This is a genomic window from Frondihabitans sp. GW821-FHT04F02 (assembly GCF_059420045.1).
On record NZ_JBWKSZ010000001.1, the window covers coordinates 233273 to 259883 of the forward strand.

19 protein-coding genes and 1 pseudogene are annotated in these 26611 nt (G+C 70.8%); 16 read left to right on the top strand and 4 right to left on the bottom strand.

Translation table 11 applies throughout. The annotated features are described in order from the left end of the window. Positions 1 to 9 precede the first annotated feature (9 nt). On the top strand, positions 10 to 1011 hold the full coding sequence (gene thiL / locus AC07TY_RS01130; protein WP_488626533.1) for a thiamine-phosphate kinase: 1002 nt from the start codon (positions 10 to 12) through the stop codon (positions 1009 to 1011). A 30-nt stretch (positions 1012 to 1041) separates the two neighbouring features. Here the strand turns inward: thiL and AC07TY_RS01135 are convergent, their stop codons facing one another. Then, positions 1042 to 1608 (bottom strand): RsmD family RNA methyltransferase, encoded by a 567-nt coding sequence (locus tag AC07TY_RS01135; RefSeq protein WP_123504955.1) that lies wholly within the window; start codon positions 1606 to 1608, stop codon positions 1042 to 1044. Positions 1609 to 1656: 48 nt separating this feature from the next. Between AC07TY_RS01135 and AC07TY_RS01140 the strand changes: the two genes are divergently transcribed. The 11 genes and pseudogenes from AC07TY_RS01140 (at position 1657) to AC07TY_RS01190 (ending at position 16418) form a co-directional block, all read left to right on the top strand. Further along, positions 1657 to 3837, top strand: coding sequence for an ATP-dependent DNA helicase RecG (locus AC07TY_RS01140; RefSeq protein WP_494784090.1), 2181 nt, complete (start codon positions 1657 to 1659; stop codon positions 3835 to 3837). Between the two features lie 95 nt (positions 3838 to 3932). Then, positions 3933 to 4406 (top strand): annotated as a pseudogene (coaD, locus tag AC07TY_RS01145) (pantetheine-phosphate adenylyltransferase); the annotation flags it as partial. 74 nt (positions 4407 to 4480) lie between these two features. Next, positions 4481 to 5500 carry an AAA family ATPase gene (locus tag AC07TY_RS01150; protein ID WP_494784091.1) on the top strand — a complete coding sequence of 340 codons (1020 nt, stop codon included), beginning with the start codon at positions 4481 to 4483 and terminating at the stop codon, positions 5498 to 5500. A 2-nt stretch (positions 5501 to 5502) separates the two neighbouring features. Continuing rightward, positions 5503 to 6771, top strand: a complete 1269-nt coding sequence (locus tag AC07TY_RS01155) for a DUF58 domain-containing protein (protein WP_494784092.1) — start codon at positions 5503 to 5505, stop codon at positions 6769 to 6771. Then, positions 6764 to 9010 (top strand): transglutaminase TgpA family protein, encoded by a 2247-nt coding sequence (locus AC07TY_RS01160; protein WP_494784093.1) that lies wholly within the window; start codon positions 6764 to 6766, stop codon positions 9008 to 9010. The genes AC07TY_RS01155 and AC07TY_RS01160 overlap by 8 nt, the downstream gene beginning before the upstream one ends. An 11-nt stretch (positions 9011 to 9021) precedes the next feature. After that, on the top strand, positions 9022 to 9561 hold the full coding sequence (locus AC07TY_RS01165) for a YceD family protein (protein WP_494784094.1): 540 nt from the start codon (positions 9022 to 9024) through the stop codon (positions 9559 to 9561). 95 nt (positions 9562 to 9656) lie between these two features. Beyond that, the gene (gene rpmF, locus AC07TY_RS01170) at positions 9657 to 9860 is read left to right on the top strand and encodes a 50S ribosomal protein L32 (RefSeq protein WP_055958861.1); all 204 of its coding nucleotides are present in this window, start codon (positions 9657 to 9659) and stop codon (positions 9858 to 9860) included. A 40-nt stretch (positions 9861 to 9900) separates the two neighbouring features. Continuing rightward, positions 9901 to 10626, top strand: a complete 726-nt coding sequence (gene rnc, locus AC07TY_RS01175) for a ribonuclease III (RefSeq protein ID WP_123504950.1) — start codon at positions 9901 to 9903, stop codon at positions 10624 to 10626. A 5-nt stretch (positions 10627 to 10631) separates the two neighbouring features. Then, positions 10632 to 11591, top strand: a complete 960-nt coding sequence (gene mutM / locus AC07TY_RS01180; RefSeq protein WP_494784095.1) for a bifunctional DNA-formamidopyrimidine glycosylase/DNA-(apurinic or apyrimidinic site) lyase — start codon at positions 10632 to 10634, stop codon at positions 11589 to 11591. A 148-nt stretch (positions 11592 to 11739) separates the two neighbouring features. Continuing rightward, positions 11740 to 15276 carry a chromosome segregation protein SMC gene (gene smc / locus AC07TY_RS01185; protein WP_494784096.1) on the top strand — a complete coding sequence of 1179 codons (3537 nt, stop codon included), beginning with the start codon at positions 11740 to 11742 and terminating at the stop codon, positions 15274 to 15276. A gap of 74 nt (positions 15277 to 15350) precedes the next feature. Next, on the top strand, positions 15351 to 16418 hold the full coding sequence (locus AC07TY_RS01190) for a PrsW family glutamic-type intramembrane protease (protein ID WP_494784097.1): 1068 nt from the start codon (positions 15351 to 15353) through the stop codon (positions 16416 to 16418). Positions 16419 to 16472: 54 nt separating this feature from the next. Here the strand turns inward: AC07TY_RS01190 and AC07TY_RS01195 are convergent, their stop codons facing one another. Beyond that, on the bottom strand, positions 16473 to 17051 hold the full coding sequence (locus AC07TY_RS01195) for a histidine phosphatase family protein (RefSeq protein ID WP_123504947.1): 579 nt from the start codon (positions 17049 to 17051) through the stop codon (positions 16473 to 16475). 125 nt (positions 17052 to 17176) lie between these two features. Further along, positions 17177 to 18175, bottom strand: coding sequence for a TerC family protein (locus AC07TY_RS01200; RefSeq protein ID WP_494784098.1), 999 nt, complete (start codon positions 18173 to 18175; stop codon positions 17177 to 17179). 231 nt (positions 18176 to 18406) lie between these two features. On the opposite strand from AC07TY_RS01200, the gene ftsY reads away from it, so the two are divergent. Both ftsY and ffh read left to right on the top strand, forming a co-directional pair. Further along, on the top strand, positions 18407 to 19276 hold the full coding sequence (ftsY, locus tag AC07TY_RS01205) for a signal recognition particle-docking protein FtsY (RefSeq protein ID WP_123504945.1): 870 nt from the start codon (positions 18407 to 18409) through the stop codon (positions 19274 to 19276). A 23-nt stretch (positions 19277 to 19299) separates the two neighbouring features. Beyond that, entirely contained in the window at positions 19300 to 20862 is a 1563-nt protein-coding gene (gene ffh, locus AC07TY_RS01210; protein WP_123504944.1) for a signal recognition particle protein, read from the top strand. Positions 20863 to 20881: 19 nt separating this feature from the next. Here ffh and AC07TY_RS01215 read toward each other — a convergent pair whose 3' ends face one another. Further along, positions 20882 to 22033 (bottom strand): glutamate--cysteine ligase, encoded by a 1152-nt coding sequence (locus AC07TY_RS01215; protein ID WP_494784099.1) that lies wholly within the window; start codon positions 22031 to 22033, stop codon positions 20882 to 20884. Positions 22034 to 22266: 233 nt separating this feature from the next. Between AC07TY_RS01215 and aroA the strand changes: the two genes are divergently transcribed. Together aroA and AC07TY_RS01225 are read left to right on the top strand one after the other, a co-directional pair. Continuing rightward, complete coding sequence (aroA, locus tag AC07TY_RS01220; protein WP_494784100.1) at positions 22267 to 25401, top strand: 3-phosphoshikimate 1-carboxyvinyltransferase; 3135 nt, start codon at positions 22267 to 22269, stop codon at positions 25399 to 25401. Further along, positions 25401 to 26579, top strand: a complete 1179-nt coding sequence (locus AC07TY_RS01225; protein ID WP_199738183.1) for an acyl-CoA dehydrogenase family protein — start codon at positions 25401 to 25403, stop codon at positions 26577 to 26579. Before aroA ends, AC07TY_RS01225 begins: the two co-directional genes overlap by 1 nt. Positions 26580 to 26611: the final 32 nt, after the last annotated feature.

The following is a 26611-nucleotide window of genomic DNA, read 5'->3' on the forward strand; positions in this document are numbered from 1 at the left end:
CGTGAGTGCATGAGTGAGAGTGCCGCGACCAGCGCGCCCGAGACCGTCGAGAGCCTCGGCGAGGTCGCCACCCTCGGCCGCATCCTGCCGCGCCTGCCGAAGGGCGACCGCACGCTGCTCGGGCCCGGCGACGACGCGGCGGTGGTGGCCGCGGCCGACGGGCGCTTCGTGGTCACGACCGACCTGATGGTGCACGGCCCCGACTTCCGGCTCGCCTGGTCGACGCCCTACGACCTGGGCTGGAAGGCCGCCGCCTCCAACTTCACCGACGTGGCCGCGATGGGGGCGGCTCCGACGGCGCTGGTCGTCGCGCTGGCGGTGCCGGGCGATACCGAGGCGGCCTTCCTCGAGCGGTTCGCCGACGGCCTCGCCGACGGCTGCGCGGTGATGGCGCCGGGCTGCGGCGTGGTCGGCGGCGACATGTCGGTCTCGCGCACGATGACCATCGCCGTCACCGCGTTCGGCGACCTCGACGGGCGTGCTCCGGTGCGGCGCGACGGCGCTCGTCCGGGCGACGTCGTAGCCGTGTCGGGGGTTCTCGGCGACTCGGGGTCGGGCCTCGAGCGGCTCTTCGCCGAGGCGGTCGACGGCGCAGGAACTCCCGATCGCCGAGCCGCCGACGCTCTCCGCCTGAGCGACCCCCGTGTCGCGTGGCACCTCGCGCCGACGCCGCCGGTCGCCGACGGTGTGCTGGCCGCCGTCGCCGGGGCCACCGCCATGCTCGATCTCTCTGACGGACTCGCCCTCGACGCGGGCCGCGTCGCCCGGGCCTCCGGCGTCACGCTCGACCTCGTCGGGTCGGCGCTCGGGCCCGACCCGCTCGCGGCCCTCCGCGGGGGAGAGGACCACTCGCTCCTGGCGACGTTCCCCGCCGACGCCGTCCTGCCCGGCGGCTTCCGCCCGGTGGGCGTCGTGCGCGCGGGGGAGCCCGTCGTGCTCCTCGACGGAGCGCCCCTCGCGGATGCGACGGGGTGGGACCCGTACGCGCGGTGGTCGGGCGGGGTGGGCTGAGTTCCTGCGCCCGATGCTCTGGGGAGGCCGCTAGGCGCGAGCCCACCAGAGCACGGTGTCGCCGTACGACTTCTTGGTCTCGAGGGCGAGGCCGTCCGGCCAGATCGGCTCGCCGCTGCGGGCGCGGCGCTCGACGACGACGAGCGCGTCGGCCTCGAGGGCCGGCACGAGGGCCACGAGGTCGAGGCGGAGGTCGTCGTCGCCGAGCTCGTAGGGCGGGTCGATGAGTACCAGGTCGAACGCCTTCTGCGGGGCGTGCTGCAGGTAGGCGCGCACAGTCTGGGTCGCGACGTCGATCGAGGGAGCCGACCCGCGGGGCGCGCGGCCGGCCACGAGCGTGCCGTTGGCGCGGCAGAGGCGGGCGGCCTGCGGGCCCTTCTCGACGAGGGTGACCGTCGCGGCGCCGCGGGAGGCGGCCTCGAGGCCGAGGGCCCCCGTGCCCGCATAGAGGTCGAGCACGCGGAGGCCGCGGACCTCGTCGCGCGCCTCGAGCGCCGAGAACAGCGCCTCGCGGACGCGGTCGCTGGTGGGCCGGGTGCCGGTCTTCGGGACGCGGAGGGCGGTGGAGCCGGCGAAGCCGCTGATGATGCGAGTCACGGCACCATCATCGCAGGCGGTGTCGGCGGCGCCGGGTAGCGTTGAGCCGTGCCCACCTCTCCGCTCGACACGACGCTGTCCAACGCGCTCGGCGGGCGCACGGCCGGTGCCCTCAAGCGCGCGTTCGGGTACGAGACGGTCGGCGACCTGCTCAGCCACTATCCGCGGCGCTATGCGCGGCGCGGCGAGCTCACCGCCCTCAGCGAGCTGGCCATCGGCGAGAGCGTCACGATCGTGGCCGAGGTGCTCGACGTGCGCGAGCGCACGATGCGCGCGCGACGCGGGTCGATCCTCGAGGTGCGGATCGGCGACGGCCAGGGGATCCTGACCCTGACCTTCTTCGACCAGGCCTGGCGGGCGAAAGACCTGGTCCCGGGCATCCGCGGCATCTTCGCGGGCAAGGTCGGCGACTACCGGGGCAACCGCCAGCTGGCGCATCCCGACTACGAGCTGTTCGAGCAGGGCGACGAGCGGAACGCCGAGGCCGGCGATGCCACGGCGCAGAGATGGGCGAAGCAGCCCATCCCGATCTACCCGGCCAGCGCGTCGGTGGCCTCGTGGCAGGTGCAGAAGTCGATCGAGGTCGCCCTCGACACCCTGCCGCCGCTGCCCGACTCCGTGCCCGAGACGGTGCGTGCCGAGCTGCAGCTGATGCCGCTGCGCGAAGCGCTCGAGAACGTGCACCGGCCCGAGCGCGACCGCGACTGGAAGGCCGCGCGCGAGACGCTGAAGTTCGACGAGGCGTTCGTGCTGCAGGCGGCGCTGCTGCAGCAGCGCGCCGAGCTGAGGGTGTCGGCGGCGGTGGCGCGAGTTCCTGCGCCCGCTGGTCTTCTGGCCCGGTTCGACGAGGCCCTGCCCTTCGACCTGACCGGCGACCAGTCGCTCGTCGGTGCCGAGATCGCACGCGACCTGGCGGCCGACGTGCCGATGAACCGTCTCGTGCAGGGCGAGGTCGGCTCGGGCAAGACGCTGGTCGCCCTGCGCGCGATGCTCGCGGTCGCCGAGTCGGGCGGGCAGTCGGCGCTGCTCGCGCCCACCGAGGTGCTCGCGGCGCAGCACCTCCGATCCATCGTGACGACCCTCGGTCCTGATCTCGCGGCCACGCTGCGGCCGGTCCTCCTGACCGGGCAGATGCCGGTCGCCGAGCGCCGCAAGGCCACGCTCGCCATCGTGAGCGGACAGGCGCAGATCGTCGTCGGCACGCACGCCCTCATCTCGGACCGCGTCGAGTTCTACGACCTCGGGCTCGTGGTCGTCGACGAGCAGCACCGGTTCGGCGTCGAGCAGCGGGAGGCGCTGCGGCGCAAGGGGCAGACCCCTCCGCATGTGCTCGTGCTGACGGCGACGCCGATCCCGCGCACGGTGGCCATGACGGTGTTCGGCGACCTCGACGTGTCGACCATCGCCGAGCTGCCGAAGGGACGGCAGCCGATCGAGTCGTTCGTCGTGCCGCTCGTCGACCACCCGGGTTGGATCTCGCGGGTGTGGGAGCGGTCGTCCGAGGAGATCGCGCGAGGCCGCCAGGTGTTCGTGGTGTGTCCGGCCATCGACGCCGCGACGCCCGAGGTCGCCGACGAGCTCGCCGAAGACGCGGAGGCCGCCGAGGCGCCGGTGGCCATAGCCAGCGTCGACGGCGTCCTGGCCGCCCTGCGCGACGCGCCCGCTCTCGCCGGCCGGCGCATCGAGCCGCTTCACGGCCGGATGAGCGCCGTCGAGAAAGACGCCATGATGCAGGAGTACGCCGCCGGACGCATCGACGTGCTCGTCGCGACCACCGTGATCGAGGTGGGCGTCGACGTGCCGAACGCCTCGACGATGGTGGTGCTCGATGCCGAGCGGTTCGGCGTCTCGCAGCTCCACCAGCTCCGTGGCCGGGTCGGCCGGGGCGGGCACCCGGGGCTCTGCCTGCTCGTCACGAACGCGGAGGAGGGGACGACCGCGCGAGAGCGGGTCGCCGCCGTGGCCTCCACGACCGACGGCTTCGAGCTCGCCCAGATCGACCTCGACCTGCGGAGGGAGGGCGATGTGCTCGGCAGCCTGCAGTCGGGCGGACGCTCGTCGCTGCGGCTGCTGCGGGTCGCGCACGACGGCGACGTGATCGCGCTGGCTCGCGAGCACGCCGCCGAGGTGATCGAGGCCGACCCGACGCTCGCCGGGCACCCGGCCCTCGCCGCGGCGCTGGCCCGCCGACTCGACGACGCCAGCCGCGACGCGCTGGCCAAGAACTGACACCCGTGCGCGTCACCGCGAGTTCACCGAGACCGTCAGTGACGCGTCACGGAAGTGTTCAGCCAGGTGTCGCCTTCGACTACTAGGGTGGCCGAATGAGCACGATTGCCGTCGTCCCGGGGTCTTTCGATCCGGTGACTCTCGGGCACCTCGACGTGATCGTCCGGGCCGCGGGCCTGTTCGACGAGCTCCACGTCCTGGTCGTGCACAACCCCGACAAGGCGGCCTTGATCCCCATCGAGAAGCGCGTCGAGTTCATCAGCGATGCGGTCGCTGCCGCAGGTGCGCCCGACACGGTGACGGTCACCAGCTGGAGCGAGGGGCTGCTCGTCGACTACTGCGTGCGCGTCGGAGCGAAGGTGCTGGTCAAGGGCATCCGCTCGCAGGTCGACGTCGCCTACGAGACGCCGATGGCGATCATGAACCGCAGCCTCGCCGGCGTCGAGACGGTGTTCCTGCTTCCCGACCCGGCGCACGCGCTCGTGTCGTCGTCGCTCGTGCGTCAGGTGGCCGCGCTGGGCGGCGACATCTCGCCCTACGTCCCCGCCGACGTGGCCGCGTACCTCGCGACCGGGCCCGGCACGCCCGCCGCAGCCGGCACGACCCCGCCCGAGCTCCCCTCGGCTCCGAACAACGGATCAGCATGACGACGACGACGGAGAACGCCCAGAACCCCTCCCTCTCATCCGGCGGCGAGGCCCCGATGGAGCTCGACGAGGTGCAGTACCTCGCGCGCACCATCCTCGAGGCCGTCGGCACCGTCATCGACGGCAAGGCCGGCGCGATCTCGACCGCCCTGACCGTCATGCTCGCCGAGGGCCACCTCCTGATCGAAGACGTGCCGGGTGTGGGCAAGACCCAGCTCGCACGCGCCCTCGCCAAGGCCGTCGACGCGTCGGTCAGCCGCATCCAGTTCACGCCCGATCTGCTGCCGAGCGACATCACCGGCGTCTCGATCTTCGACCGCCAGGCCAACGCGTTCGAGTTCAAGCCCGGCCCGGTCTTCGCCAACATCGTCATCGGCGACGAGATCAACCGGGCCTCGCCCAAGACGCAGTCCGCCCTCCTCGAGAGCCTCGAGGAGCGTCAGGTGACCGTCGACGGCTTCTCGCACCCGCTGCCCGACCCGTTCCTCGTGGTCGCGACTCAGAACCCGGTCGAGATGGAGGGGACGTACTCGCTCCCCGAGGCCCAGCGCGACCGCTTCATGGCCCGGATCTCGCTCGGCTACCCCGACGCCACCAGCGAGCTGCGCATGCTCAGCCAGCGCGAGACGGCGAGCCCCCTCGACGCGCTCCGGCCCCTCGTCACGCTCGCGCAGCTGCGCCGGATGATCGCCGCCGTGCGCCGCGTGTACGCCGCCCGGACTGTCGAGCGCTACACCGTCGACATCGTGCAGGCCACGCGCGTGCACCCCGACCTCCGCCTCGGGGCGAGCCCGCGTGCCACCCTGCAGCTCATGCGCGCCGCCAAGGCGTGGGCCGCGCTCAACGGCCGCCGCTTCGTCATCCCCGACGACGTCGACGCCCTGAGCGGGCCGGTGCTCGGCCACCGGCTGATCCTCGCCGGGCGCTCCGGCGCCGGCGCGGTGTCGGCCGCCTACGACATCGTCGAGCAGGTGGTGCGCACGACGCCCGTGCCGCTCGACGAGCCCGCCGTCTGAGCGTGCGGCGCGCACTCGCCGAGCGAGCGAGGGGCTGGCCGAGGCCGACCCCGCGCGGCCTCGGCGCGGCCGTCGCGGGCCTGGCAGTAGCCGTCGTCGGCTATCTGCTGAGCTCCATGCCGCTCGTCTTCGCGGGCGTCGCCCTCATCGCCGTGGTCGTCGCCGCTCTGGTCTCCGTCGGGATCACGATGCCCGAGCTCGTCGTCGCGCGCCGCTTCTCGCCCGACCGGGCCGTCGCCGGCTGGTCGGTCGTCGAGACGCTGAGCGTGTCGTCGCCGTCGTCGACCGGGCACGTGGCGCTGCGGGTGCGCGAGAGCGTTCCGTGGCGCAGCATGCACGCCGACGAGGCGATGGTGGCCGAGATCGAGCCCGGTCGGGTGGTCCGCCTGACGTTCGAGCACGACGACCTGCCCCGAGGCCGGCACCGCGTCGGTCCTGCCCGCATCGACGTCATCGAGTCGTTCGGCCTTGCTCGGCGGCACGTCGAGATCGTCGGCCGCGGCGAGCTGGTCGTGTTCCCCGAGATCGTCGGCACCGGTGGCGGCCGCGAGTCGGGTGCCCTGGGCGAGGGGGCGCGCCAGCGCCGCGACCACAGCCTCGCCGGCGGGCAGGACGATCCCATCACACGCGAGTACCGCCGCGGCGACCCCATGCGCCGCGTGCACTGGCGCGCGACCGCCCGGCAGGGCGAGCTCATGGTGCGGCAGGAGGAGCAGCACGCGCTTCCCAGCGTCCGCGTCGTCCTGCCCGTCGCCAAGGAGAACTGGCGCGACTGGCATCCGGCCCTCGGCTCGGGCGATCCGGTCAGCGACGGCTTCGAGTGGGCGGTGTCTCTGACGGCATCGCTCGCGCTCGAGTACGGCATGGCCGGCTCGCAGACCCGCGTCGTGTCGCTCGAGGGCAGCACGGTGGGCGTCCACGACCCCTCGACGACGCCGCTCTTCTTGGAGCGCCTCGCCGACATCGCCCTCGACGACCCGGTCGATGACCGCAGCCCGGACGCCGCACCGCGCGAGCCCGTCATCGCCATCGTCTCGAGCCTCACGCCCGGCGACCTGGTGCGCCTCGGCCACGCGCGCGGCCCCGGCGTCGGGGGAGTGGCGATCGTCGTTCATCTCGACGGTGACCCGCTGACGCCCGACGACACCGACCGCGATGCGCCGCGCCACGTGGCCGCGACCCTCCGCCAGACCGGCTGGCGGGTCGTCGAGACCGACTCGGTGGGCGACCGCGAGGCCGTCCTGCGCGCACCGGGGGTGCTCGGTGGCTGAGCGCGCGCCCGACCGGTTCGCGCCCGGGAATGCGCGCTGGGGGCTGACCCTCGTGCTCTGGCTGACCCTTCTCACTTCGCTGGCGAGCCTGCACCCGCTCTTCCAGGGCTCCTCCTGGTGGTTCGTCCCGGCAGTGGTCTCGGGCCTCGTCTTCGCCGCGTCGGCTGCCGCCCGCGCGGCCCACTGGCCGTCGGCGGTCGCCTCGCTGGCCGGCCTGGTCGTGGGGCTCGTCGCGTCGACGGTGATCGTCCAGGGCGGCACGGCGATCGCCGGCATCATCCCGACCAGCGACACCGTGGACCGCATCCGGCTGCTCGTTCAGCAGGCGGAGGACGCCATCGTCAGCGACCAGGCGCCCGTGGTCGTCGGCGACGCTCTGCTCGCGGTGATCGTGGTGTCGGTCGCTGCGGCGTCCGTGCTGCTCGACGTGCTCGCGCGCGTGAGCCGCATCCCGGGGCTGACCGGCGTCGTGTTCGCCGTCGTCATCCTCGTCCCGGCGCTGATCCCGAACATCGACCCGGCGTGGGTGTGGGTCGTCGCGACCGTCCTCGGTTACGTCGCGATCCTGCTGATCTCGACCGGTCGGAGGCCGTCGAAGGCCAGCTTCGTCACCGGTCTCGCAGGCATCGTGGTCGCGGGCATCATCACCGCTCTCCTCCCGACGTCGCTGGCGTCGCCGCTGACCGGCATCGGCACCGGGACAGGCATCTCGACGGGTGTCAACCCGGTCATCAACCTCGGCAAGGACCTCCGGCGCGGCGACCCGGTCACCGTCCTCACCTACAGCACGTCGGCCTCGACCGGGCAGTACCTCAAGCTCGTCGACCTCGTGGACTTCTCGGGCACCCGCTGGAGTCCCTCGGCTGTGCCGCTCGACTCCGCCGACAGCGTCGACAAGCTCCCTGCTCCCTCCGGCGTCTCGGCGGGCACGACGAGAGACACCGTCGACACCGACGTCTCGGTCACTCTGCTCCGCAGCCCGTATCTGCCGATCCCCGTACCGGCCACCAAGATCAGCGGGATCGGCGACGCCTGGAAGTACGTGAACGAGTCGGGCGTCACCATCCGCAGCGCGACGCAGGGCTCCCAGGGCCTCGACTACTCGGTGACGTCCAAGCCGGTCGACCCGACGACGCAGCAGATCATCGACGCGCTCGGCGAGCAGTCCGCCGACATGTCGAAGTACCTCGACGTCGACGGAGTTCCTGCGTCCATCACCCGCCTGGCGAAGCGCGAGACCTCGGGCGCGGCGAACAAGTTCGATGCCGCCGTCGCCCTGCAGGACTACTTCCGCAACGGCGACTTCACGTACTCCGAAGACACGCCGGTGCGCGAGGGCTACGACGGGTCGGGCCTCGACATGGTCGAGACGTTCCTGCAGCGCAAGAGCGGCTACTGCGTGCACTTCGCCTCGGCGATGGCCGTCATGGCGCGCACCCTCGGCATCCCGTCGCGCATCGCGGTCGGCTTCCTGCCCGGCACGCAGGTCGGCGGCAGCGACGACTGGACCGTCACAAGCAACGATCTGCACACCTGGCCCGAGCTGTACTTCCAAGGCCTCGGCTGGATCCCCTTCGAGCCGACGGTCGGCCAGGGCACGACCGCCAGCTACCTGACGCAGACGGGCACCGACACCAGCCCGTCGGCGTCCGCATCGGCGACGACCGAGCCCAGCGACACCGCCTCGGCCGAGGCCACGCCGACCAGCACGGCCGCGAGCAACGCCGCCACGGCGACCTCGACGAGCTCTGCCGACGCGCAGGCGGCCGGCAGCGGCACGACCGTCGGGGGAGTGCCGCTGACCGTCGGAGCCATCGCCATCGTGATCCTGCTCGGGATGCTGCCGTGGTGGCTGCGGACGTCACGCCGACGCCGCCGCCTCACCCAGAGACCACCCGACTCCGCCCTCGCCGCCTGGCGCGAGATCGTCGACACGGCTCGCGACCTCGGGCTGCCCGTCGATCCGGCGGCGACCCCGCAGCAGACCTCTGCCACCCTCGCGAAGGCCGTCGCGCCTGACGACCTCGCACTGGCGGCGGTCGACGCGGTGCGGCGCGCCGTCGAGGAGGAGCGGTTCGGCTTCGCCGATCAGCGCGCCGGAACTGAGGCGCAGGACGCCGCCCGCGAGGCCATCCGGGGCCTGCACCGCACCAGCGCGCCGCTCGCCCGGGTGCGCGCCACGGTGGTTCCCATCAGTCTCTTCGTCGAGGCTCGCCCGAGGACGGCGCGGGGAGCGTAGACTCGATCTTCGTGCCTCATTCCACTTCCTCCCCGTACGACGTCACCGTCTACGACCTCATGCGCAGCCCCGGCTCCATGCGCGAGGCCGATGTCGAGGTGACCGTGCCCTCCAAGCTCGGCGAGGGCGTCATCGCCGTCGCCGAAGGGGCGACGATCGATCTGAGCCTCCGTCTCGAGAGCCTGCACGACGGCATCCTGGTCACCGGGCACGTGTCCGGAGACGCTGACGGCGAGTGCAGCCGGTGCCTGAAACCGATCACCGAGAGTGTCGAGGTCGATTTCGCCGAGCTTTTCGCGTATTCTGACGACGAAGCCTTTGACTATCGGGTTCAAGACGATCACGTGGATCTTGAACCAGTCGTCAGAGACGCAGTGGTCCTGTCACTGCCCTTCCAACCGGTTTGCCGGCCTGATTGCCCAGGTCTCGACCCCGAAACGGGCGAGCGGGTAGAAGACCTGGTCGACTACCAGCCCCGCGAGGTGCTCGACCCCCGGTGGTCAGCTCTCAATCAGCTCGTCGCTGACGCGGACTCCAAGCCCACCGAATAGCGTGCGCCCGGCACAATCCTGTGCCACGGCGAACCACATCCGATCAACACAGATCCGATCCACATAGATCTGACCAACACAGAGAAGAGACAGTCATGGCAGTTCCCAAGAGGAAGCAGTCGCGCGCCAACACGCACGCCCGCCGTTCGCAGTGGAAGGCCACGCCCGCCACTCTCGTGAAGACCATCGAAGGCGGCAAGACCGTCTACAGCCTCCCGCACCGCGCGAAGGTTGTCGAAGACTCCGCCGGCACCGCCCTGTACATGGAGTACAAGGGCCGCAAGGTCGCCGACATCTGAGTTCTTCTCAGACAATTCGAGTCGACTAAGCTTGGCTTCCATGAGTCAGCCCGATCACGCACCAGTGCCTGATCGGGCTGATCTGGTTAACTTCCTCGACGTCGCCGTCACCCCCGAGCTGCTCGAGCTCGCGCTGACCCACCGCTCGTACGCGTACGAGCACGGCGGGATCGGCAACAACGAGCGCCTCGAGTTCCTCGGCGACTCGATCCTCGGGCAGGCCGTCACGGTGATGCTGTTCCGTGAGAACCCCCACCTCGACGAGGGCGACCTCGCTAAGCGCCGCGCGAGCCTGGTCTCGACGGTGGCGCTGGCCGAGGTGGCTGCGCACATCGGCCTCGGCCGGTACCTCCTGCTCGGCCGCGGCGAAGAGATGACCGGCGGGCGCGAGAAGCACTCGATCCTCGCCGACACCGTCGAGGCCATCATCGGCGCTACCTACCTCGACGCCGGGGCCGCCGCCGCGACCGGCCTCGTGATGCGCCTCATCGCCCCGCTGCTGGCCGACCCGGACCGCTTCGGCGCCGCGATGGACCCGAAGACGAGCCTGCAGGAGCTCGCCTCCGCCCAGGGTCGCGGCATGCCCAACTACCTCATCACCGACTCCGGTCCCGACCACGACAAGCGGTTCCACGCGATCGTGCGCCTCGGCAAAGACGAGATCGCCGCCGGTACCGGGAGCAGCAAGAAGATGGCCGAGATGGCAGCGGCTCTCGAGGCGTGGACTCAGCTCAGCGTCCCGCCGGTCGCGCCCGACCAGATCTGACCCGCGTGCCCGAGCTCCCCGAGGTCGAGGTCGTCCGTGCCGGCCTCCAGCCCGCCGTCGCGGGTGCGGTCGTCGAGCGCGTCGAGGTGCTCGAGCCGCGCAGCCTGCGCCGCAACGAGGGCCCCGCCGACGACTTCGTCGCACGGCTCGAGGGGGCCGAGCTGCGGGGTGCGGTGCGGCGCGGCAAGTTCCTGTGGCTCCCGTTCGAGTCGGCCGCGGGCGACGACAGCCATGCGCTCGTCGCCCACCTCGGAATGAGCGGGCAGGTCCTGCTCCGCGACCGCGACGCGCCCGACGACCGTCTGCTGCGGATCCGCCTCGATCTCGACCACCCCTCGCTCGGGCCGCAGCGCCTGGCGTTCGTCGACCAGAGGATCTTCGGCTCCATGGCGCTCGACGAGCTCGTCCCGACCGTGGACGGGCGGGCTTCCGGGTTCGCGGGGGCGTCCCTGCTGGGGTCCTCCGCCTCGGAGTCACCGGCGCAGGATCCGCCCTGGCTCTCCGTCATCCCGCGCCAGGTGGCCCACATCGCCCGCGACCCCCTCGACCCGGCGTTCGACGAGGGCCTCTTCTTCACGCGGCTCGCCGCCCGCGCCTCGGGGATCAAGCGCGCCCTGCTCGACCAGACCCTGGTTTCCGGCATCGGCAACATCTATGCCGACGAGTCGCTGTGGGCCGCCAAGCTCCACTTCGATCAGCCGGCGTCGTCGCTGTCGCGCGGCAAGGCGAAGCTGCTGCTCGTCGAGATCCGCGCCGTGCTGTTCAAGGCCCTCGCCGAGGGAGGCACGAGCTTCGACGCCCAGTACGTCAACGTCAACGGGCAGTCGGGCTACTTCTCGCACAGCCTCAACGCCTACGGGCAGCAGGGCAAGCCGTGCCCCCGCTGCGGCACCCCCATCCGGCGCGTCTCCTTCATGAACCGCGGCAGCCACTTCTGCCCGCGCTGTCAGCGCCGGCGGTACTAGCCCGCGGCGGCGGTAGAGAATCCCCGCCGGAGCTGCAGGTTCCCGCCGCCGCGGCGGGTCAGCAAGCAGGACGAACCGCGCCACGCCGCTACCCTAGGGGGATCGCACGGCGCAGGGCCGCGCGGGCGCCGACCAGAGGGGAGCCCCGGTGTACCTCAAGAGCCTCACCCTCAAGGGCTTCAAGTCGTTCGCCCAGCCGACCACCTTCGCGTTCGAGCCCGGGGTCACCTGCGTCGTGGGGCCGAACGGCTCGGGCAAGAGCAACGTCGTCGATGCGCTCGCCTGGGTGATGGGGGAGCAGGGCGTCAAGACCCTCCGCGGCGGCAAGATGGAGGACGTCATCTTCGCCGGCACCTCCACCCGCGGGCCGTTGGGCCGCGCGCAGGTGATCCTGACCATCGACAACAGCGACGGCGCGCTCCCCATCGACTACACCGAGGTGACGATCAGCCGCACGCTCTTCCGCAACGGCGGCAGCGAGTACGCGATAAACGGCGACAACTGTCGACTGCTCGATGTGCAGGAACTCCTGAGCGACTCCGGCCTGGGTCGCGAGATGCACGTCATCGTCGGGCAGGGCCAGCTCGACGCCGTGCTGCGCGCCACCCCCGAGGAGCGCCGCGGCTTCATCGAGGAGGCTGCCGGCATCCTGAAGCACCGTCGCCGCAAAGAGAAGACGATCCGCAAGCTCGAGGCGATGCAGACCAACCTCACGCGTCTGAGCGACCTCGCCGGCGAGATCCGGCGCCAGCTGAAGCCGTTGGGTCGCCAGGCCGAGATCGCCCGCGAGGCGCAGGGGATCGCCTCGATCGTCCGCGACGCCCGCGCCCGTCTGCTGGCCGACGAGGTCGTCGGCCTCCGCACCGTCCTGACGACGCAGTCGGCGAGCGAGAACGAGCGCAAGAGCGAGCGCATCGTGCTGCAGGAGCAGCTCGACCAGAACAAGATCCGCGAGCAGCGCCTCGAGCAGGCGATGGTGGGCGACGCGGTCGACGAGGCCCGCCGGGTGGCGTTCGGCCTCGAGTCGGTGCAGGAGCGCCTCCGCAGCCTGTCGAGCCTCGCCAACCAGAAGCTGACGATGCTCGCCCAGCAGGCCGACTCTCCGGGTGTGGCCACGACGGTGTCCGCCGGCATGGTCGCCGACGCGCGCGATGAGTCGGAGCACCTGCAGGCAGGTGTCGCGGAGGCCGAGCTCGCCGTGGCGAGGGCCGCGGCGGATGTCGCGACGACGCGGGCCTCGCTCGACTCGCTCGACGACGAGATCGCCGCCCAGAGCGCTCTGGTGTCTGAGCACGACCTCGAGGTCTCTCGGCTCGGCGCGGCCGTCGAGGTCGCGCGCTCGAAGCTGGCCGCCGTCCGCGGCGAGCAGCTCCGCCAGACGAACGCGCTCGAGGCGTCCGAGGCCCGCCGCGAGACCTCCCGCGCCGAGTTCGCCGCTCTCGAGAAGGAGTCGCCCGAGTCCAGCGGCGACGACGTCGACCATGCCGCGCTCCAGGCCGTAGCCGACGAGCGGGTGTCCACCGCGCAATCCCTGGTCGACGAGCTCCGCGAGGTCCTCCACGGCGCGGAGCGCGAGCGCGACTCCCTCGCCGCTCGCACCAGCGCCCTGTCTCTGGCGCTCGATCAGAACGACGCGTCCAGCGCCCTCGTGGCGGCGGCCCGCCCCGGCGTGACCGGTCTGGTTGCCGAGCACGTGCAGGTCGAGCCCGGCTTCGAGGTCGCCGTGGCCGCGGCCCTCGGGTCGGTCGCCGACGCGGTGCTGGCCGAGACGCTCGACGACGCCGTGGCGGCCGTCCGCCACGTCACGGACGAAGAGCTGGGCCGGGTCGAGGTCGTCGTCGCGACGCCGTCGCGCGAGACCGACGGTCTCCACCTCGACCTGCCGTCCGGCGCGGTCGCCGCCACCTCCGTCGTGGCCGGTCCGGCCGGTATCGCGGCGATCCTGGCGACCACGGTGATCGCCGACGACCTCGCAGTCGCGGCCGCCGTGCTCGCACTCGGCGGCGACGCGCCGTCGACCGTCATCACCCGCGCCGGCGAGGTGCTCACCGACTTCGTGGTCCGCGGCGGGTCGGCAGGAGGACGCTCGCGACTGGAGCTCATCGCCGACCGCGACGCCGCAGCCGAGGCGCTCACCGGCGTGAGCGTGACGATCGAGAAGTCGGCCGCGCAGCTCGACGACGCCCGCCGCGAGCTCGCCGAGGCCCGGACCGCCGCCAAGGAGATCCAGGCGGCCGCTCGCGAGCACGAGAGCCGCCTCGCGGCCCACGGCCAGCGCGCCGGGCGTCTCCGCGCTCGACTCGAGGCGGCCGAGGCCGAGGCCGAGCGTCTCTCGGCGGCGCTTGCGACGTCGGCCGAGGCGGTGCACCAGGCCGAGCGCGTCGTGGCCCAGGCGACGAGCGCGCTCGAGGAGTACGGCTCGAGGCCGCGCCCGATCCTCGACGTCTCGGCGCGCGACGGGGTCCTCGCCGAGGTCGAGAACGCGCGCGGCGTCGAGATCGAGAAGCGGATCCAGCTCGAGACCATCCGCGAGCGTGTCCGTGCCGAGGTGTCACGCGCGAACGAGCTGCAGCGCCAGCTCGAAGAGCAGCGGGCCGCCGCCGAGGAGCACGCCCGCCAGACGGTGGTGCGCCAGCGTCAGATGGCCGCGACGACGGCCGTGCTCGACGCGCTGCCCGCCGTGCTCGACGCCGTCGACCGCTCCGTCGCCGAGGCTCGTCGGGTGCTGGCGCTGCGCGAGGCCGAGCGGTCGGGGCAGAACGACGAGCTCGCGGCCCTGCGCCGCGACGAGCGCGCCCTCCGTGACCGCCTCCACACTGTCACCGAGAGCGTGCACGGGCTCGAGATGGAGATCTACGAGAAGAAGCTGCACCTGTCGAGCCTGCTCGAGCGCGCCGGCTCCGAGCTCGGCCTCGTGGAGTCGGTCCTGATCGACGAGTACGGCCCCGAGGTGCCGGTGCCGGGCACAGCCGAGGGCGACGAGCCGGTCGCGTACGTCCGCGACGAGCAGAAGAAGCGCCTGGCGGCGGCCGAGCGGACCCTGGCTCAGCTCGGACGCGTCAACCCCTTGGCGCTCGAGGAGTTCGCCGCTCTCGAGCAGCGCCACAAGTTCCTGACGGATCAGCTCACCGACCTCACCTCGACCAGGAAGGACCTCCTGACGATCATCGACGAGATCGACGAGAAGATGCAGGTGATCTTCGGCAGCGCCTTCGACGACACGCGCGAGGCGTTCAACCGGGTGTTCCCGATCCTCTTCCCGGGCGGCAGCGGCTCGATCCACCTCACCGACCCCGAGAACCTCCTCGAGACCGGCATCGAGGTCACGGTCAAGCCCGCCGGCAAGAAGATCGAGCGGCTCTCGCTGCTCTCGGGCGGCGAGCGGTCGCTGGCCGCGGTCGCGCTGCTCATCGCCATCTTCAAGGCGCGCCCGTCGCCGTTCTACATCATGGACGAGGTCGAGGCGGCGCTCGACGACGCCAACCTCGGCCGTCTGCTCACCATCTTCCGCGACCTGCGCGAATCGTCGCAGCTCATCGTGATCACGCACCAGAAGCGCACGATGGAGATCGCCGACGCCCTCTACGGCGTCTCGATGCGCCAGGACGGCGTCTCGGCGGTGATCGGCCAGCGCGTGGTCGATCCTCATGAGCGCGGCGCCGAGGCCGAAGCCCAGACCGCCTAGCCCCGAACCGGGTCAGGGCGCCCAGCCCCGAACTGGGTCAGGCCTGCCCGACGAGCCCCGCGTAGCCTCGGAGGATGCGCGCGAACTGGCCCCCGCCCCTCTGGCTTCAGTCGGAGGTCCCGGCGAAGAAGTGGCTCGGCCGCTGGGGAGGCCTGTGGATCGCCGCGGGCGGCACCGTGTTCTTCCTCTTCCTGATCCTGGTCGGCGGCCTCCTGCTCGAGAACGGCGCCGCGATCACGGTCGGCCTCCTGGTCGGCTCTGTCACCGTCGCGGCCGCGTTCGTCTACACGATGGCGTACCGCTTCGTGCCGCGCGACACCATCGGGATGCCGCGCCTGCTGCTCGCCTTCGGCCTCGGCGGCCTCATCGCCGTCGCCCTCGGATCCTCGTTCGACTCGCTCCTGAACAAGGCGACCGGCGGGGGAGCGCACCCCGGCCTCACCGTCCTCTGGCTCGCCGGCATCTCCGAGGAGCTCGCGAAGATCCTCGCCGTCATGGCGGTGTCGTGGAAGCTCCGCGACAAGAGCATGCGCAACGGCCTCTTCCTCGGCGGCGCGGTCGGCCTCGGCTTCGCCGCGCTCGAAGACCTCGCCTACGCCGTGAGCTTCTACCAGAGCCCGCCCGCGCAGCTGCACCTCACCCCGATCCTGGCGGCACTGGTGCTCGTGCCGACCCGCGGCATCCTGACGCCCTTCCTGCACCCGCTCTACACGGCGTTGTTCGCGGCGGCCCTGTTCTCAGCGTCAAAGGGCGGGAGGTTCCGCTTCCGCCCGATCGTGCTGGTCGCCTACCTCGGCGTCTCGCTCGCCCACGGCCTCTGGGACGGCGCCGCCGGCACCCTCCAGGTCGTCACCGGCCCGGCGCAGTACCTCCTGGCGATCGTCGTCGTCCTGCTGGTGTATCCCGGCGTGATCGTCGGCACGGGCCTCGTCTGGATCAAGGTGGCTCGCCGGGCTCGTCACGCGTTCCACCTCCGCGTCGTCTGGTGGCTCGCGCCGCCGCCCTCCGGCGGCTCGCCCCTGCCGCCCGGTCCGCCTCCGGGCCGCCACGCGGGCCCGCCGACCGCTCCGCCGCTTCCGGTATCGGCCCCGTCGGCGGTCCCGGCAGCCTGGGCGCCGCCCGCCCCGCACACGCGCGCGTAGACGCGGAAGCGCCCCCGACTCGTCAGAATCGAGGGCGCAAGAACTCGCCGACCTCTACGCGGCCACCCCGACCGGCTCGCCGTTCACCGTCAGCACGCGCCACTCGCCGTCGGCCCACTCGACCGTGTTCGCCGCGGCGTTGTGGATGTGGCCGACCTCATAGCCGAGGATCGCCGACAGGGTGAACCGGATGATCGTTCCGTGGCACACGACGACGATGTTGCTGTCGTCGCCGTCGAGGGGGAGGCGCGTGTCGCGGATGTCCTCGAGGGCGCCGAGGCCGCGCCGCGCGACCGACTCGCGCGGCTCGATGTCGGGGAAGTCGGCGTTGGGCTCGTCCGGGATCTTCGTCTCGGTGATGGTGCCCTCGCGCGAGGCGTAGTCGCGCTCGATCAGCTCCGGGTAGGCGTCGCCGAGCTCGATGCCGAGGTCGCCGGCGATGATCCGCGCGGTCTCCCGGGCGCGCCCGAGGGGCGATGACACGATGGCGGCCCAGTCGTAGGGGGCCAGGAGCTCGGCCGCTGCGTGCGCCTGGGCGCGACCCGTCTCGTTCAGGGGGATGTCGCTGGAGCCCTGCAGCTGGTCGTTGAGGTTCCAGTCGGTCTGTCCGTGGCGGATCAGTTCGAGGCGCATGTCTTCTTCAGTCTTCTTCTCGTCGATGCGCGCGGAGCGCGCGGGGGACGAGGGCCGGGCCGGCCCTCGACACCATCGCTGGTACTCCAACGCTGGATGCGGGGCCGGCCCTCAGGGTGCGTCGACTAGGACGCAGCGACCTCGTCTTTCTTCTTCGCGTCCGCAGCCGACTTGCGCAGGCTGAGGACGGTCGCGACGAGGATCGTGAGCAGGATGAACCCGAGCGAGAACCAGATGGGGATCTCGGGGGCCCATTCGACGGACCGACCGCCATTGATAAAGGGTACTTCGTTCACGTGCAGAGCGTGCAGGAGGAGCTTCACGCCGATGAAGGCGAGGATCACGCCGAGACCCTGGGCCAGGTAGACGAGCTTCTCAAGCAGGCCCGAGATGAGGAAGTACAGCTGGCGCAGGCCCAGCAGCGAGAACGCGTTCGCGGTGAACACGATGTACGGGTCCTGCGTCAGGCCGAAGATCGCGGGGATCGAGTCGAGCGCGAACAGCACGTCGGTGAGGCCGATCGCGACCATGACCAGGAAGAGCGGGGTGAAGAGGCGCTTTCCGTCCACCTTCGTGGTGAGGCGGTCCTCGACGTAGTCCTTGCTGGTCGGGATGATGCGGCGGAGGGTGCGGATCAGGCGGCTGTCGGCGTCACCGGAGTGGTCTTCCTCGCCGGGCTTGACCTGGCTCCAGGCCAGCCAGAACAGCAGGATGCCGAACAGGTAGAAGACCCACGAGAAGTTCTCGATGATGACGACGCCCAGCGCGATGAACACGCCGCGCGAGAGCAGGGCGATCGCGATGCCGACGAGCAGCACCTTCTGCTGGTAGATCCGCGGGACCGCGAACGCGGTCATGATGATCAGGAAGACGAACAGGTTGTCGACGCTGAGCGCCTTCTCGGTGATCCAGCCGGCGAAGTACTCGCCGCCCGGCTCCCAGCCAGCGAAGACGCCGATGCCGACGCCGAACAGGATCGCGATCGAGATGTAGACGACCGACCAGAACGCCGACTCCTTGATGGTTGGCTCGTGCGGCGTCTTGACGTGACTGTAGAAGTCGAAGACCAGGAGGCCGAGGATGCCGGCGATGGTGATCGCCCAGACGAGGAATGAGGTTTCCACGATGTTCCTTCAGTGTTGGGCCCTGCACGCCGTTTCACCGGTCGCTTTATGGCAGGGCTATTCACTGAAGGTCTCTAACGCCCCTACACAAGTGCCAGGACCAGCGGTACGGAACCAGGTCTTTCTGGAACGTATTGACGACACCGCTGCGTTGGGAATACTCCCCTTCAATGACGACAACGCTACGCGACGGCGAAAGCCGTTCGCAAGCTCCCGGCTAATGTTGCAGGCATGGCAAATCCCTGGTCCCTCTCCGGTGCCCTCCGCGGCGTCTTCAGTCGCAAGACGATCGACGACACGACGTGGGACGACCTCGAGACCTCCCTCATCGGCGCCGACTTCGGCCCCGACGTCACCGAGCAGATCACCGAGCACCTCCGCGAGCAGGTGGCCCGGTACAACACGACCGACCCCGCCGACCTCCGGCGCATGCTGCGCGAGAACCTCGAGGAGCGCCTGTCGAAGCTCGACTCCACGCTGAAGCTCTCGAACCGCCCGGCGGTGGTGCTGGTGGTCGGCGTCAACGGCGTCGGCAAGACCACCACGATCGGCAAGTTCGCCAAGTTCCTGCGCAATTTCGACCGCACCGTCGTCGTCGGGGCGGCCGACACCTTCCGTGCGGCGGCGGTCGAGCAGCTCGGCACCTGGGCCGAGCGCGCCGGCGTGCAGATCGTGAAGCCCCAGCAGCAGGGGCAGGATCCCGCGTCCGTCGCGTTCCAGACGGTCGAGAAGGCAATGCGCGAGAGCATCGAGATCGTCATCATCGACACGGCCGGTCGCCTCCAGACCAAGGCGGGGCTCATGGACGAGCTCGGCAAGATCAAGCGCGTCGTCGAGAAGCAGACCGAGATCGCCGAGGTGCTGCTCGTGCTCGACGCGACGACCGGGCAGAACGGCCTGGCGCAGGCCGAGGCGTTCATCCAGCACGCCGGCGTGACCGGGCTCGTGCTCACCAAGCTCGACGGCTCGGCGCGCGGCGGGTTCGTGCTGGCGGTGCAGGAGCAGACGGGCATCCCGATCAAGCTCGTCGGGCAAGGGGAGGGGATCAACGACCTGACCGGTTTCACGCCCCACGTGTTCGTCCAGAACCTCATCGGCTGAGTCTGAGTTAAGATCGATCCACAATGGCAACCTTTGGATCACTCTCCGACCGCCTCGCGGAAACCCTCAAGAACCTGCGCGGCAAGGGCAAGCTCAGCCCCGCCGACGTCGACGGGACCGTCCGCGAGATCCGCCGCGCCCTGCTCGACGCCGACGTCGCGCTCGACGTCGTCAAGTCGTTCACGGCCGCGATCCGCGAGCGCGCCCTCGGCGACGAGGTCAACAAGGCGCTGAACCCGGCGCAGCAGGTCGTCCAGATCGTTAACGAGGAGCTCGTCGAGATCCTCGGCGGCCAGCAGCGACGCCTCGAGTTCGCGAAGAAGCCGCCGACGGTCATCATGCTCGCCGGCCTCCAGGGCGCGGGCAAGACGACCCTCGCGGGCAAGCTGGCGAAGTGGCTGAAGAAGGAGGGCCACACGCCCGTCCTCGTCGCCTCCGACCTCCAGCGCCCCAACGCCGTCACGCAGCTCCAGGTCGTGGGCGAGCAGGCCGGCGTCCCGGTCTTCGCCCCCGAGCCCGGCAACGGCGTCGGCGACCCGGTCAAGGTCGCGAAGAACGGTGTGAGGTTCGCCGCCGACAAGCTCTACGACGTGGTCATCGTCGACACCGCCGGCCGTCTCGGCGTCGACGCCGACATGATGAAGCAGGCCGCCAACATCCGGAAGGCCGTCGATCCCGACGAGGTGCTGTTCGTCATCGACGCGATGATCGGCCAGGACGCCGTCGTCACGGCGAAGGCGTTCCAGGACGGCGTCGACTTCACCGGCGTCGTGCTGACCAAGCTCGACGGCGACGCGCGCGGCGGTGCCGCGCTCAGCGTCGCCCACGTCACGGGTCGCCCGATCATGTTCGCGTCGACCGGCGAGGGCCTCGACGACTTCGAGCCGTTCCACCCCGACCGCATGGCGTCGCGGATCCTCGACCTCGGCGACATCCTCACTCTCATCGAGCAGGCGCAGGGCGCCTTCGACGAGGCCGAGGCGCTCGAGATGGCGGAGAAGTTCGCCACCGACAGCTTCACGCTCGACGACTTCCTCAAGCAGATGCAGCAGCTGCGCAACATGGGCTCGATCAAGGGCATGCTGAGCATGCTCCCCGGCGCCAAGGGCATGCGGGAGCAGCTCGACAACTTCGACGAGCGCGAGATCGTGCGCACCGAGGCGATCATCCAGTCGATGACCAAGGCCGAGCGGGCCAACTCCAAGCTGCTCAACGGGTCTCGCCGCCTGCGCATCGCCCGCGGTGCCGGATCGACGGTCACCGAGGTGAACCAGCTCGTCAACCGCTTCGAGCAGGCCGCGAAGATGATGAAGACCGTGGCCAAGGGCGGGGTGCCGCAGGTTCCGGGCATGGGCCCGATCCCCGGCGCCGGCTTCGGCGGCGGCCGCAAGCAGGTCGCGAAGAAGAAGGGCTCGAAGGCGGGCAACCCCGCCAAGCGGGCCGCCGAGAACGCCCGACTCGCCAATGGCGAGAAGGCGGCTCCGGCTGCTCCGACAGGCGGGGGCTTCGGCCTCGGCGGCAAGAAGGGCGACAAGGCCCCCACGCAGGAGGAGCTCGCCAGCCTGCAGAAGTTCCTCGGCCGCTAGGCCGGGGCTCCGGGCGGCGCTAGGCGCCCGGCAGGCCGTCGCGGAGCTCGGCGACGAGCGAGGCCACCACCTCGCGCAGGGAGCCGTCGTGCCGGGAGGCGACCTGGAGCTGGCGCTGGTATGACGCGCCGTTCTCGATGATCGCTCGGACGCCGGCGAGTTCCTGCGCGCAGTCGAGCTTCTCGGCCGTCGGCGCCAGTCGCTCCAGCACGTCGAGGGTGTCGTCGGTGACCAGCCGCTCGTCGCCGTCGGCGTTCTGGATGATGATCGCCTCCATGCCGTAGCGGGCCGCGCGCCACTTGTTCTCGCGCACGAACCACGGCTGCAGCCGGGGGAGCTCCTCGCCGCGGTCGAGCCGGGCCGCGAAGTCGTCGACCAGGCACTGGGCCAGGGCGGCGACGGCGCCGACCTCCGCCAGCGTCGAGATGCCGTCGAAGACGCGGATCTCGAGGGTCCCCCACTTCGGCGAGGGGCGGAGGTCCCAGCGCAGCTCGGAGTTGTCGTCGATCACGCCGGTATGCACCAGATCGCCGACCATCGCCTCGTACTCGGCCCAGGTCTCGAACTGCGGCGGGAGGCCCGCCGTCGGCAGCTGCTGGAACATCATCGCCCGGTTCGAGGCGTACCCGGTCGCGTCGCCGGCCCAGAACGGGCTCGACGCCGTCAGCACCTGGAAGTGCGGCAGGTAGGCCAGCAGCGCGTTCATGATCGGCAGCACCTTGCGCTGGTCGGCGATCCCGACGTGCGCGTGCACGCCCCAGATCATCATCTGGCGTCCCCACCAGCGCGTGCGGTCGATGAGCGTCTCGTACCGCTCGCTGTCGGGGGTGATCTGCTGCTGGTACCACTGGCTGTAGGGGTGCGTCCCAGCGCACATCAGGTCGGCGCCGAGGATCGCGGCCCGCTCGCGCACGAGGTCGATGGTGCCGGACAGGTCGGCGAGTGCGTCGGCGACGCGGTGGTGCACGCCGGTGACCACCTCGACCGTGTTCGTCAGGAGCTCCTTGGTGACCCTGTCGCCGTCGGCGTTCAGGTACTCGAGCGACGGCAGGATCGCCGGAGCGTGCGGCGCCAGCTCGCCCGTCGCGGAGTCGACCAGCGCCAGCTCCCACTCGAGGCCCAGCGTCGACTGCTCGCTCGACGCGAACGGGATGGGCTGCGGTCCATTCATGCGCCAATCCTGCCAGCCCGAGAGCGGGCGCGGAGTCGGCAAGTGGGCATCCTCCGAAGTTCACGCCCAAATCTTGCAGGGTGTGTAACGACTTTCGACGACGCGTGCGGTGGGGGCCGCCGGTGACCCTCTGCTGGCGCGTGGAAGGTCTAACGTTGTGGGTTGGGACCGACACTGGGTAGAGGTTCTCTCCAACGACGCGTCCCGACTCACGCAGCAGAAGGAGTACAGCGATGCAGTTGGTCGTGCGCGGAACCACCACACGTCTCGAAGGGGAACTCGAGGTGCCCGTGTCGAAGTACCACGCGCACCGCGCGCTCGTGCTCGCCTCGCTCGCCCCGGGCCGCAGCGTCATCACCGGCGTGTCGACCACCCGCCAGGTCGAGTGGACCGTCGGCACGCTGCGTGCCCTCGGCACGACGATCACGATCACGGGCAACACCTACGTCGTCGAGGGCGGCCCGTACCGGGCCACCGACGTGGTCGACCACGGCTCCAAGGGCGCCGAGGGCCTGCTCAACATGGGCTCCTCGGGCACGACGCTCTACTTCATGGTCGGCCTCGCGTCGCTCGCCGACCAGCCGATGACCCTCACGGGAATGAAGTACTTCCGGCGCCGCCCGATCAAGGCGCTTCTCGACTCGCTCCAGCAGATGGGGGTGCGGCTCGAGGCCGACCAGGACCGCCCGCCGGTCCACGTGGAGCCCGTGCGCCCCCGCGGCGGCGAGGTCTCGATCGCCGGCACGCTGAGCCAGTGGATCTCGGGGCTCCTGCTCCTCGCGCCGTTCGCCGAGGACGACACCGTCATCCACGTCACCGGCGGCACGCTCAACGAGCAGCCCTACGTCGACCTGACCATCCGCATGATGCGGCTCTGGGGCTTGGAGGTCGAGCACGACGACGACTGGCTGACCTTCCGCATCAGGGGCAACCAGACGGCGACGCCGCACGACTACACGATCCCCGCCGACATCGGCTCGGCCGCCTTCGGCATCGCCGCCGCAGCGATCCACCCCTCCGACGTCCTGTTCCGCGGTCTTACCGCGACGACCACGGCCGAGACCGACCACCCCGAGTCGGAGTTCTTGGACATCGCCGCCTCGATGGGCGTGCCGTTCACGATCGACGAGGCCACCGGGTTCGTGCGGATCACCAGCGACGGCTCGCCGCTGAAGGCCATCGACATCGACTGTCAGCCGATCCCCGACCTGCTGCCGATTCTGTCGACGATGGCCACCTTCGCCGACGGCACCTCGACGTTCCGCAACGTGGGTCACATCCGCCTCAAGGAGAGCGACCGCGTCTCGGCCATGCTGCAGCTGAACACGCTGGGCGGCACCGCCGACCAGACGCACGACGAGCTGCGCGTCACCGGGGCGACCAAGCCGCTCGTCGGCGCTCCGCTCTCGTCGTTCAACGACCACCGCGTGCTCATGTCGCTGGCGATCGCAGCGACCCGCGCCGCCGGTCCGTCGACCCTCACCTATCCGCGCGCCTACCGCATCTCGTATCCGACCTTCCTCGAGGCCATGACGTCGATCGGCCTCGACCTCGACATGGGCGACCCGAAGAGCCTCGAGACCAGCGAGAACGTCGATTTCGAGCGCGACAGCCTGACCGAGGAGGCCGCGCTCCAGGAGGCCCCGCTCGAGCTGCAGGGCGTCGACGCCGACCCGCTGGTGCTCAGCGAGAAGGTCCGCCGTCTTGCCGAGATGCACCCGGACGAGGCCGCGGTGATCGAGGTCGGCGGCGTCGCCCCGGTCACGACCACCTGGCGCGAGCTGCAAGACGAGGCCGACAAGGTCTCGCAGCTGCTGATCGAGCTGGGCGTCGAGAAGGGCGAGTCGGTCGCGATGCAGCTGCCGAACTGGAAGGAGTTCGTAGCGATCACGCTGGGCACGGTGCAGATCGGCGCCGTCGCCACGCCGATCATGCCGGTCTTCGGCCCGCGTGAGACCACGATGACCCTGGCCCGCTCCAGGGCCCGCGTCGTCTTCCTGCCCAACCTGTTCCGTCGTCGTCGCCCGGCCATCGAGCTGCTCGAGGTCGTCGACGAGGCCCGCGCTCAGAAGCGCCGCCTGTCAGTCGAGCACGTCGTCGTGATCCGCTCCGAGTTCCGAGGCCATGGCGGCGGGCGCAGCGAGTTCACGCCCATCCCCGCTGCGGCGGCCGCCGCGGTGCAGGCCTCCGAGTGGAACTGGCGCTACTACGACATCGCCCTCGGCGCCGTCACCGCCGACGTCGATCGCATCCGCCAGCTCGCGCCGAGCCCCGACGACACCTGCCAGCTCCTGTTCACCTCCGGCACGACCGGCGAGCCGAAGGGCGTGCAGCACCCGCACCGCACTCTGGGCCTCGCGACCGCGATGGAGGTCGCGCACCTCGGGCTGAACGAGAGCGACCGCATCTACATCCCGTCGCCGCTCGCTCACCAGACCGGCTTCCTGTACGGCATGCTGCTCTCCTGGCGCCTCGGAGTCGCGAGCGTCATCCAGCCCGTCTGGGACGCCCAGGTCGCCCTCGACCAGGCCTTCCACGCGTCGAGGGCCTCCTTCGTGCAGTGCGCCACGCCGTTCCTCACCGACCTCGTGGCCGCCGTCGAGGGCGGGGTCGCCCAGCCCGAGAGCCTGCGCATCTTCGTGGCGACCGGCGCCGCAGTGCCTCGCGCCCTCGCCGAGAAGGCCACGACCGTCCTCGAGACGAGCGTGCTCGGCGCCTTCGGAACCTCCGAGACCTGCCTGGGCGCGCTGTCGACGCCGTTCGACGCGCCGGCCGACGCGTGGGGGAGCGACGGCAAGCCGCTGCCCGGCATCCGCCTTCGCATCGTCGACGACGAGGGCGTCGAGCTCCCGACCGGCTCGGAGGGCAACTACGAGCTGCACTCGCCGACGATGTTCGGCGGCTACCTCGACCGCCCCGACCTCACCGACGACGTCTTCACGTCCGACGGCTGGTACCGCACCGGCGATCTCGCGAAGATCGACGACAAGGGCTTCCTCCACATCACCGGCCGCGTGAAAGACGTGATCAACCGCGGTGGCGAGAAGATCCCGGTCGTCGAGATCGAGAATCTGCTGTACCAGCACCCGATGGTGTCCGACGCCGCGATCGTGGCCATGCCCGACCCGCGTCTCGGCGAGCGCGCGTGCGCCTTCGTGGTCCCCGCCAGATCGGGGCAGGAACTCCCGTTCGACACGATGCAGAAGTACCTCGGCGACGCCGGCGTCTCGAAGTACTACTGGCCGGAGCGGCTCGAGTTCATCGACGAGATCCCTCGCAACGCCGTCGGCAAGGTTCAGAAGAACATCCTCCGCGAGCGGGCAGCCGACCTGGTCGCCGCGGAAACGCCCGTCAAGGAGAACAGCTAATGACCATGACCATCACGACGCCTGCCGCCTTCGACGAGGCCGAGTTCCAGGCGATCAAAGCCGACATCACCGCCTGGGTGGAGGGGCCGGGCGAGGACTTCGCCGACGAGATCGAGGCCACCGGCCAGGTGCCGGACCGCCTGCTGCCCGAGCTCCGCGACCGCGGGTACCTCAGCCTCGCGGCGCCGGTCGAGCTGGGCGGACGCGGCATCCCGTTCTCGCGCTACCTCGAGCTGATGGAGATCGTGTCGCGGTCGCACGCGTCGATCCGCATGCTCGTCCACGTCATCAACGGCACCTGGCGCGCCATGGTCCCGTTCGCGACCCCGGAGCAGATGGAGGAGGTCGTCAAGCCCTCGATCGCCGGCACCAAGCTCGTCGCGTTCACCCTGACCGAGGCCACCGCCGGCACCGGCCAGGATCTTCGCACCACGGCCCGCCTCGAGGGCGACACCTGGTACCTCAACGGCGAGAAGCACCTCATCACCTTCGGCGTGAAATGCGACTACTGGCTCATCGCCGCGCGCATCGAGGGGTCGTCCGAGAAAGACGGCTTCGTCGCCTTCCTCATGCCCAACACGGGTCTCGCCGGCGCCGAGGTCATCGACGACTCCGAGACCATGGGCATCCGCGGCACCGACCACGCGATCCTCCGCTTCACCGAGACGCCGGTCCCGGCCGGAGCGCTCCTCGGCGAGCAGGGCGACGGCCTCAAGGTCGCCCTCGGCGGCTTCCTCCTGCCCAGCCGCGTGTCCGTGGCGATGAGCGCCGTCGGCCTCGCCGAGCGCGCCCAGCAGCTCGCCGTCGAGTACGCCGACCGGCGAGAGACGTTCGGCAAGAAGCTGTCGAGCCGCCAGGCGATCCAGTTCTACCTCGCCGAGAACTACGCCGACATCGCCGCCGCCCGCGCCCTCGTCATCGAGGCGGCGAAGGCCTATGAAGACGGCCGTCCCGACGCCGGAGTCCTGTCGAGCGCATCGAAGATGGTCGCGGTCGACATGCTCGCGCGCGTCACCGACAAGGCGCTGCAGGTCCACGGCGGGCAGGGCTACTGGAAGCGCAACAAGATCGAGCGCGTGTACCGCGACGCTCGCGCGCAGCGCTTCGAGGAGGGCACCAACGAGATCCAGAAGCTCATCGTGGGGCGCGCCGTCGTGACCGGCGCCGTCTCGTACTGATCACCATCCCGAGTTCCTACGAAAGGCCGAAG

Coding starts and splice junctions, on each gene's coding strand:
- thiL (WP_488626533.1), top strand. CDS start 10: ATGAGTGAGAGTGCCGCGACCAGCGCGCCCGAGACCGTCGAGAGCCTC.
- AC07TY_RS01150 (WP_494784091.1), top strand. CDS start 4,481: ATGACGACGACGACGGAGAACGCCCAGAACCCCTCCCTCTCATCCGGC.
- rpmF (WP_055958861.1), top strand. CDS start 9,657: ATGGCAGTTCCCAAGAGGAAGCAGTCGCGCGCCAACACGCACGCCCGC.
- rnc (WP_123504950.1), top strand. CDS start 9,901: ATGAGTCAGCCCGATCACGCACCAGTGCCTGATCGGGCTGATCTGGTT.
- AC07TY_RS01190 (WP_494784097.1), top strand. CDS start 15,351: ATGCGCGCGAACTGGCCCCCGCCCCTCTGGCTTCAGTCGGAGGTCCCG.
- AC07TY_RS01195 (WP_123504947.1), bottom strand. CDS start 17,051: ATGCGCCTCGAACTGATCCGCCACGGACAGACCGACTGGAACCTCAAC.
- ftsY (WP_123504945.1), top strand. CDS start 18,407: ATGGCAAATCCCTGGTCCCTCTCCGGTGCCCTCCGCGGCGTCTTCAGT.
- ffh (WP_123504944.1), top strand. CDS start 19,300: ATGGCAACCTTTGGATCACTCTCCGACCGCCTCGCGGAAACCCTCAAG.
- AC07TY_RS01215 (WP_494784099.1), bottom strand. CDS start 22,033: ATGAATGGACCGCAGCCCATCCCGTTCGCGTCGAGCGAGCAGTCGACG.
- aroA (WP_494784100.1), top strand. CDS start 22,267: ATGCAGTTGGTCGTGCGCGGAACCACCACACGTCTCGAAGGGGAACTC.
- AC07TY_RS01225 (WP_199738183.1), top strand. CDS start 25,401: ATGACCATGACCATCACGACGCCTGCCGCCTTCGACGAGGCCGAGTTC.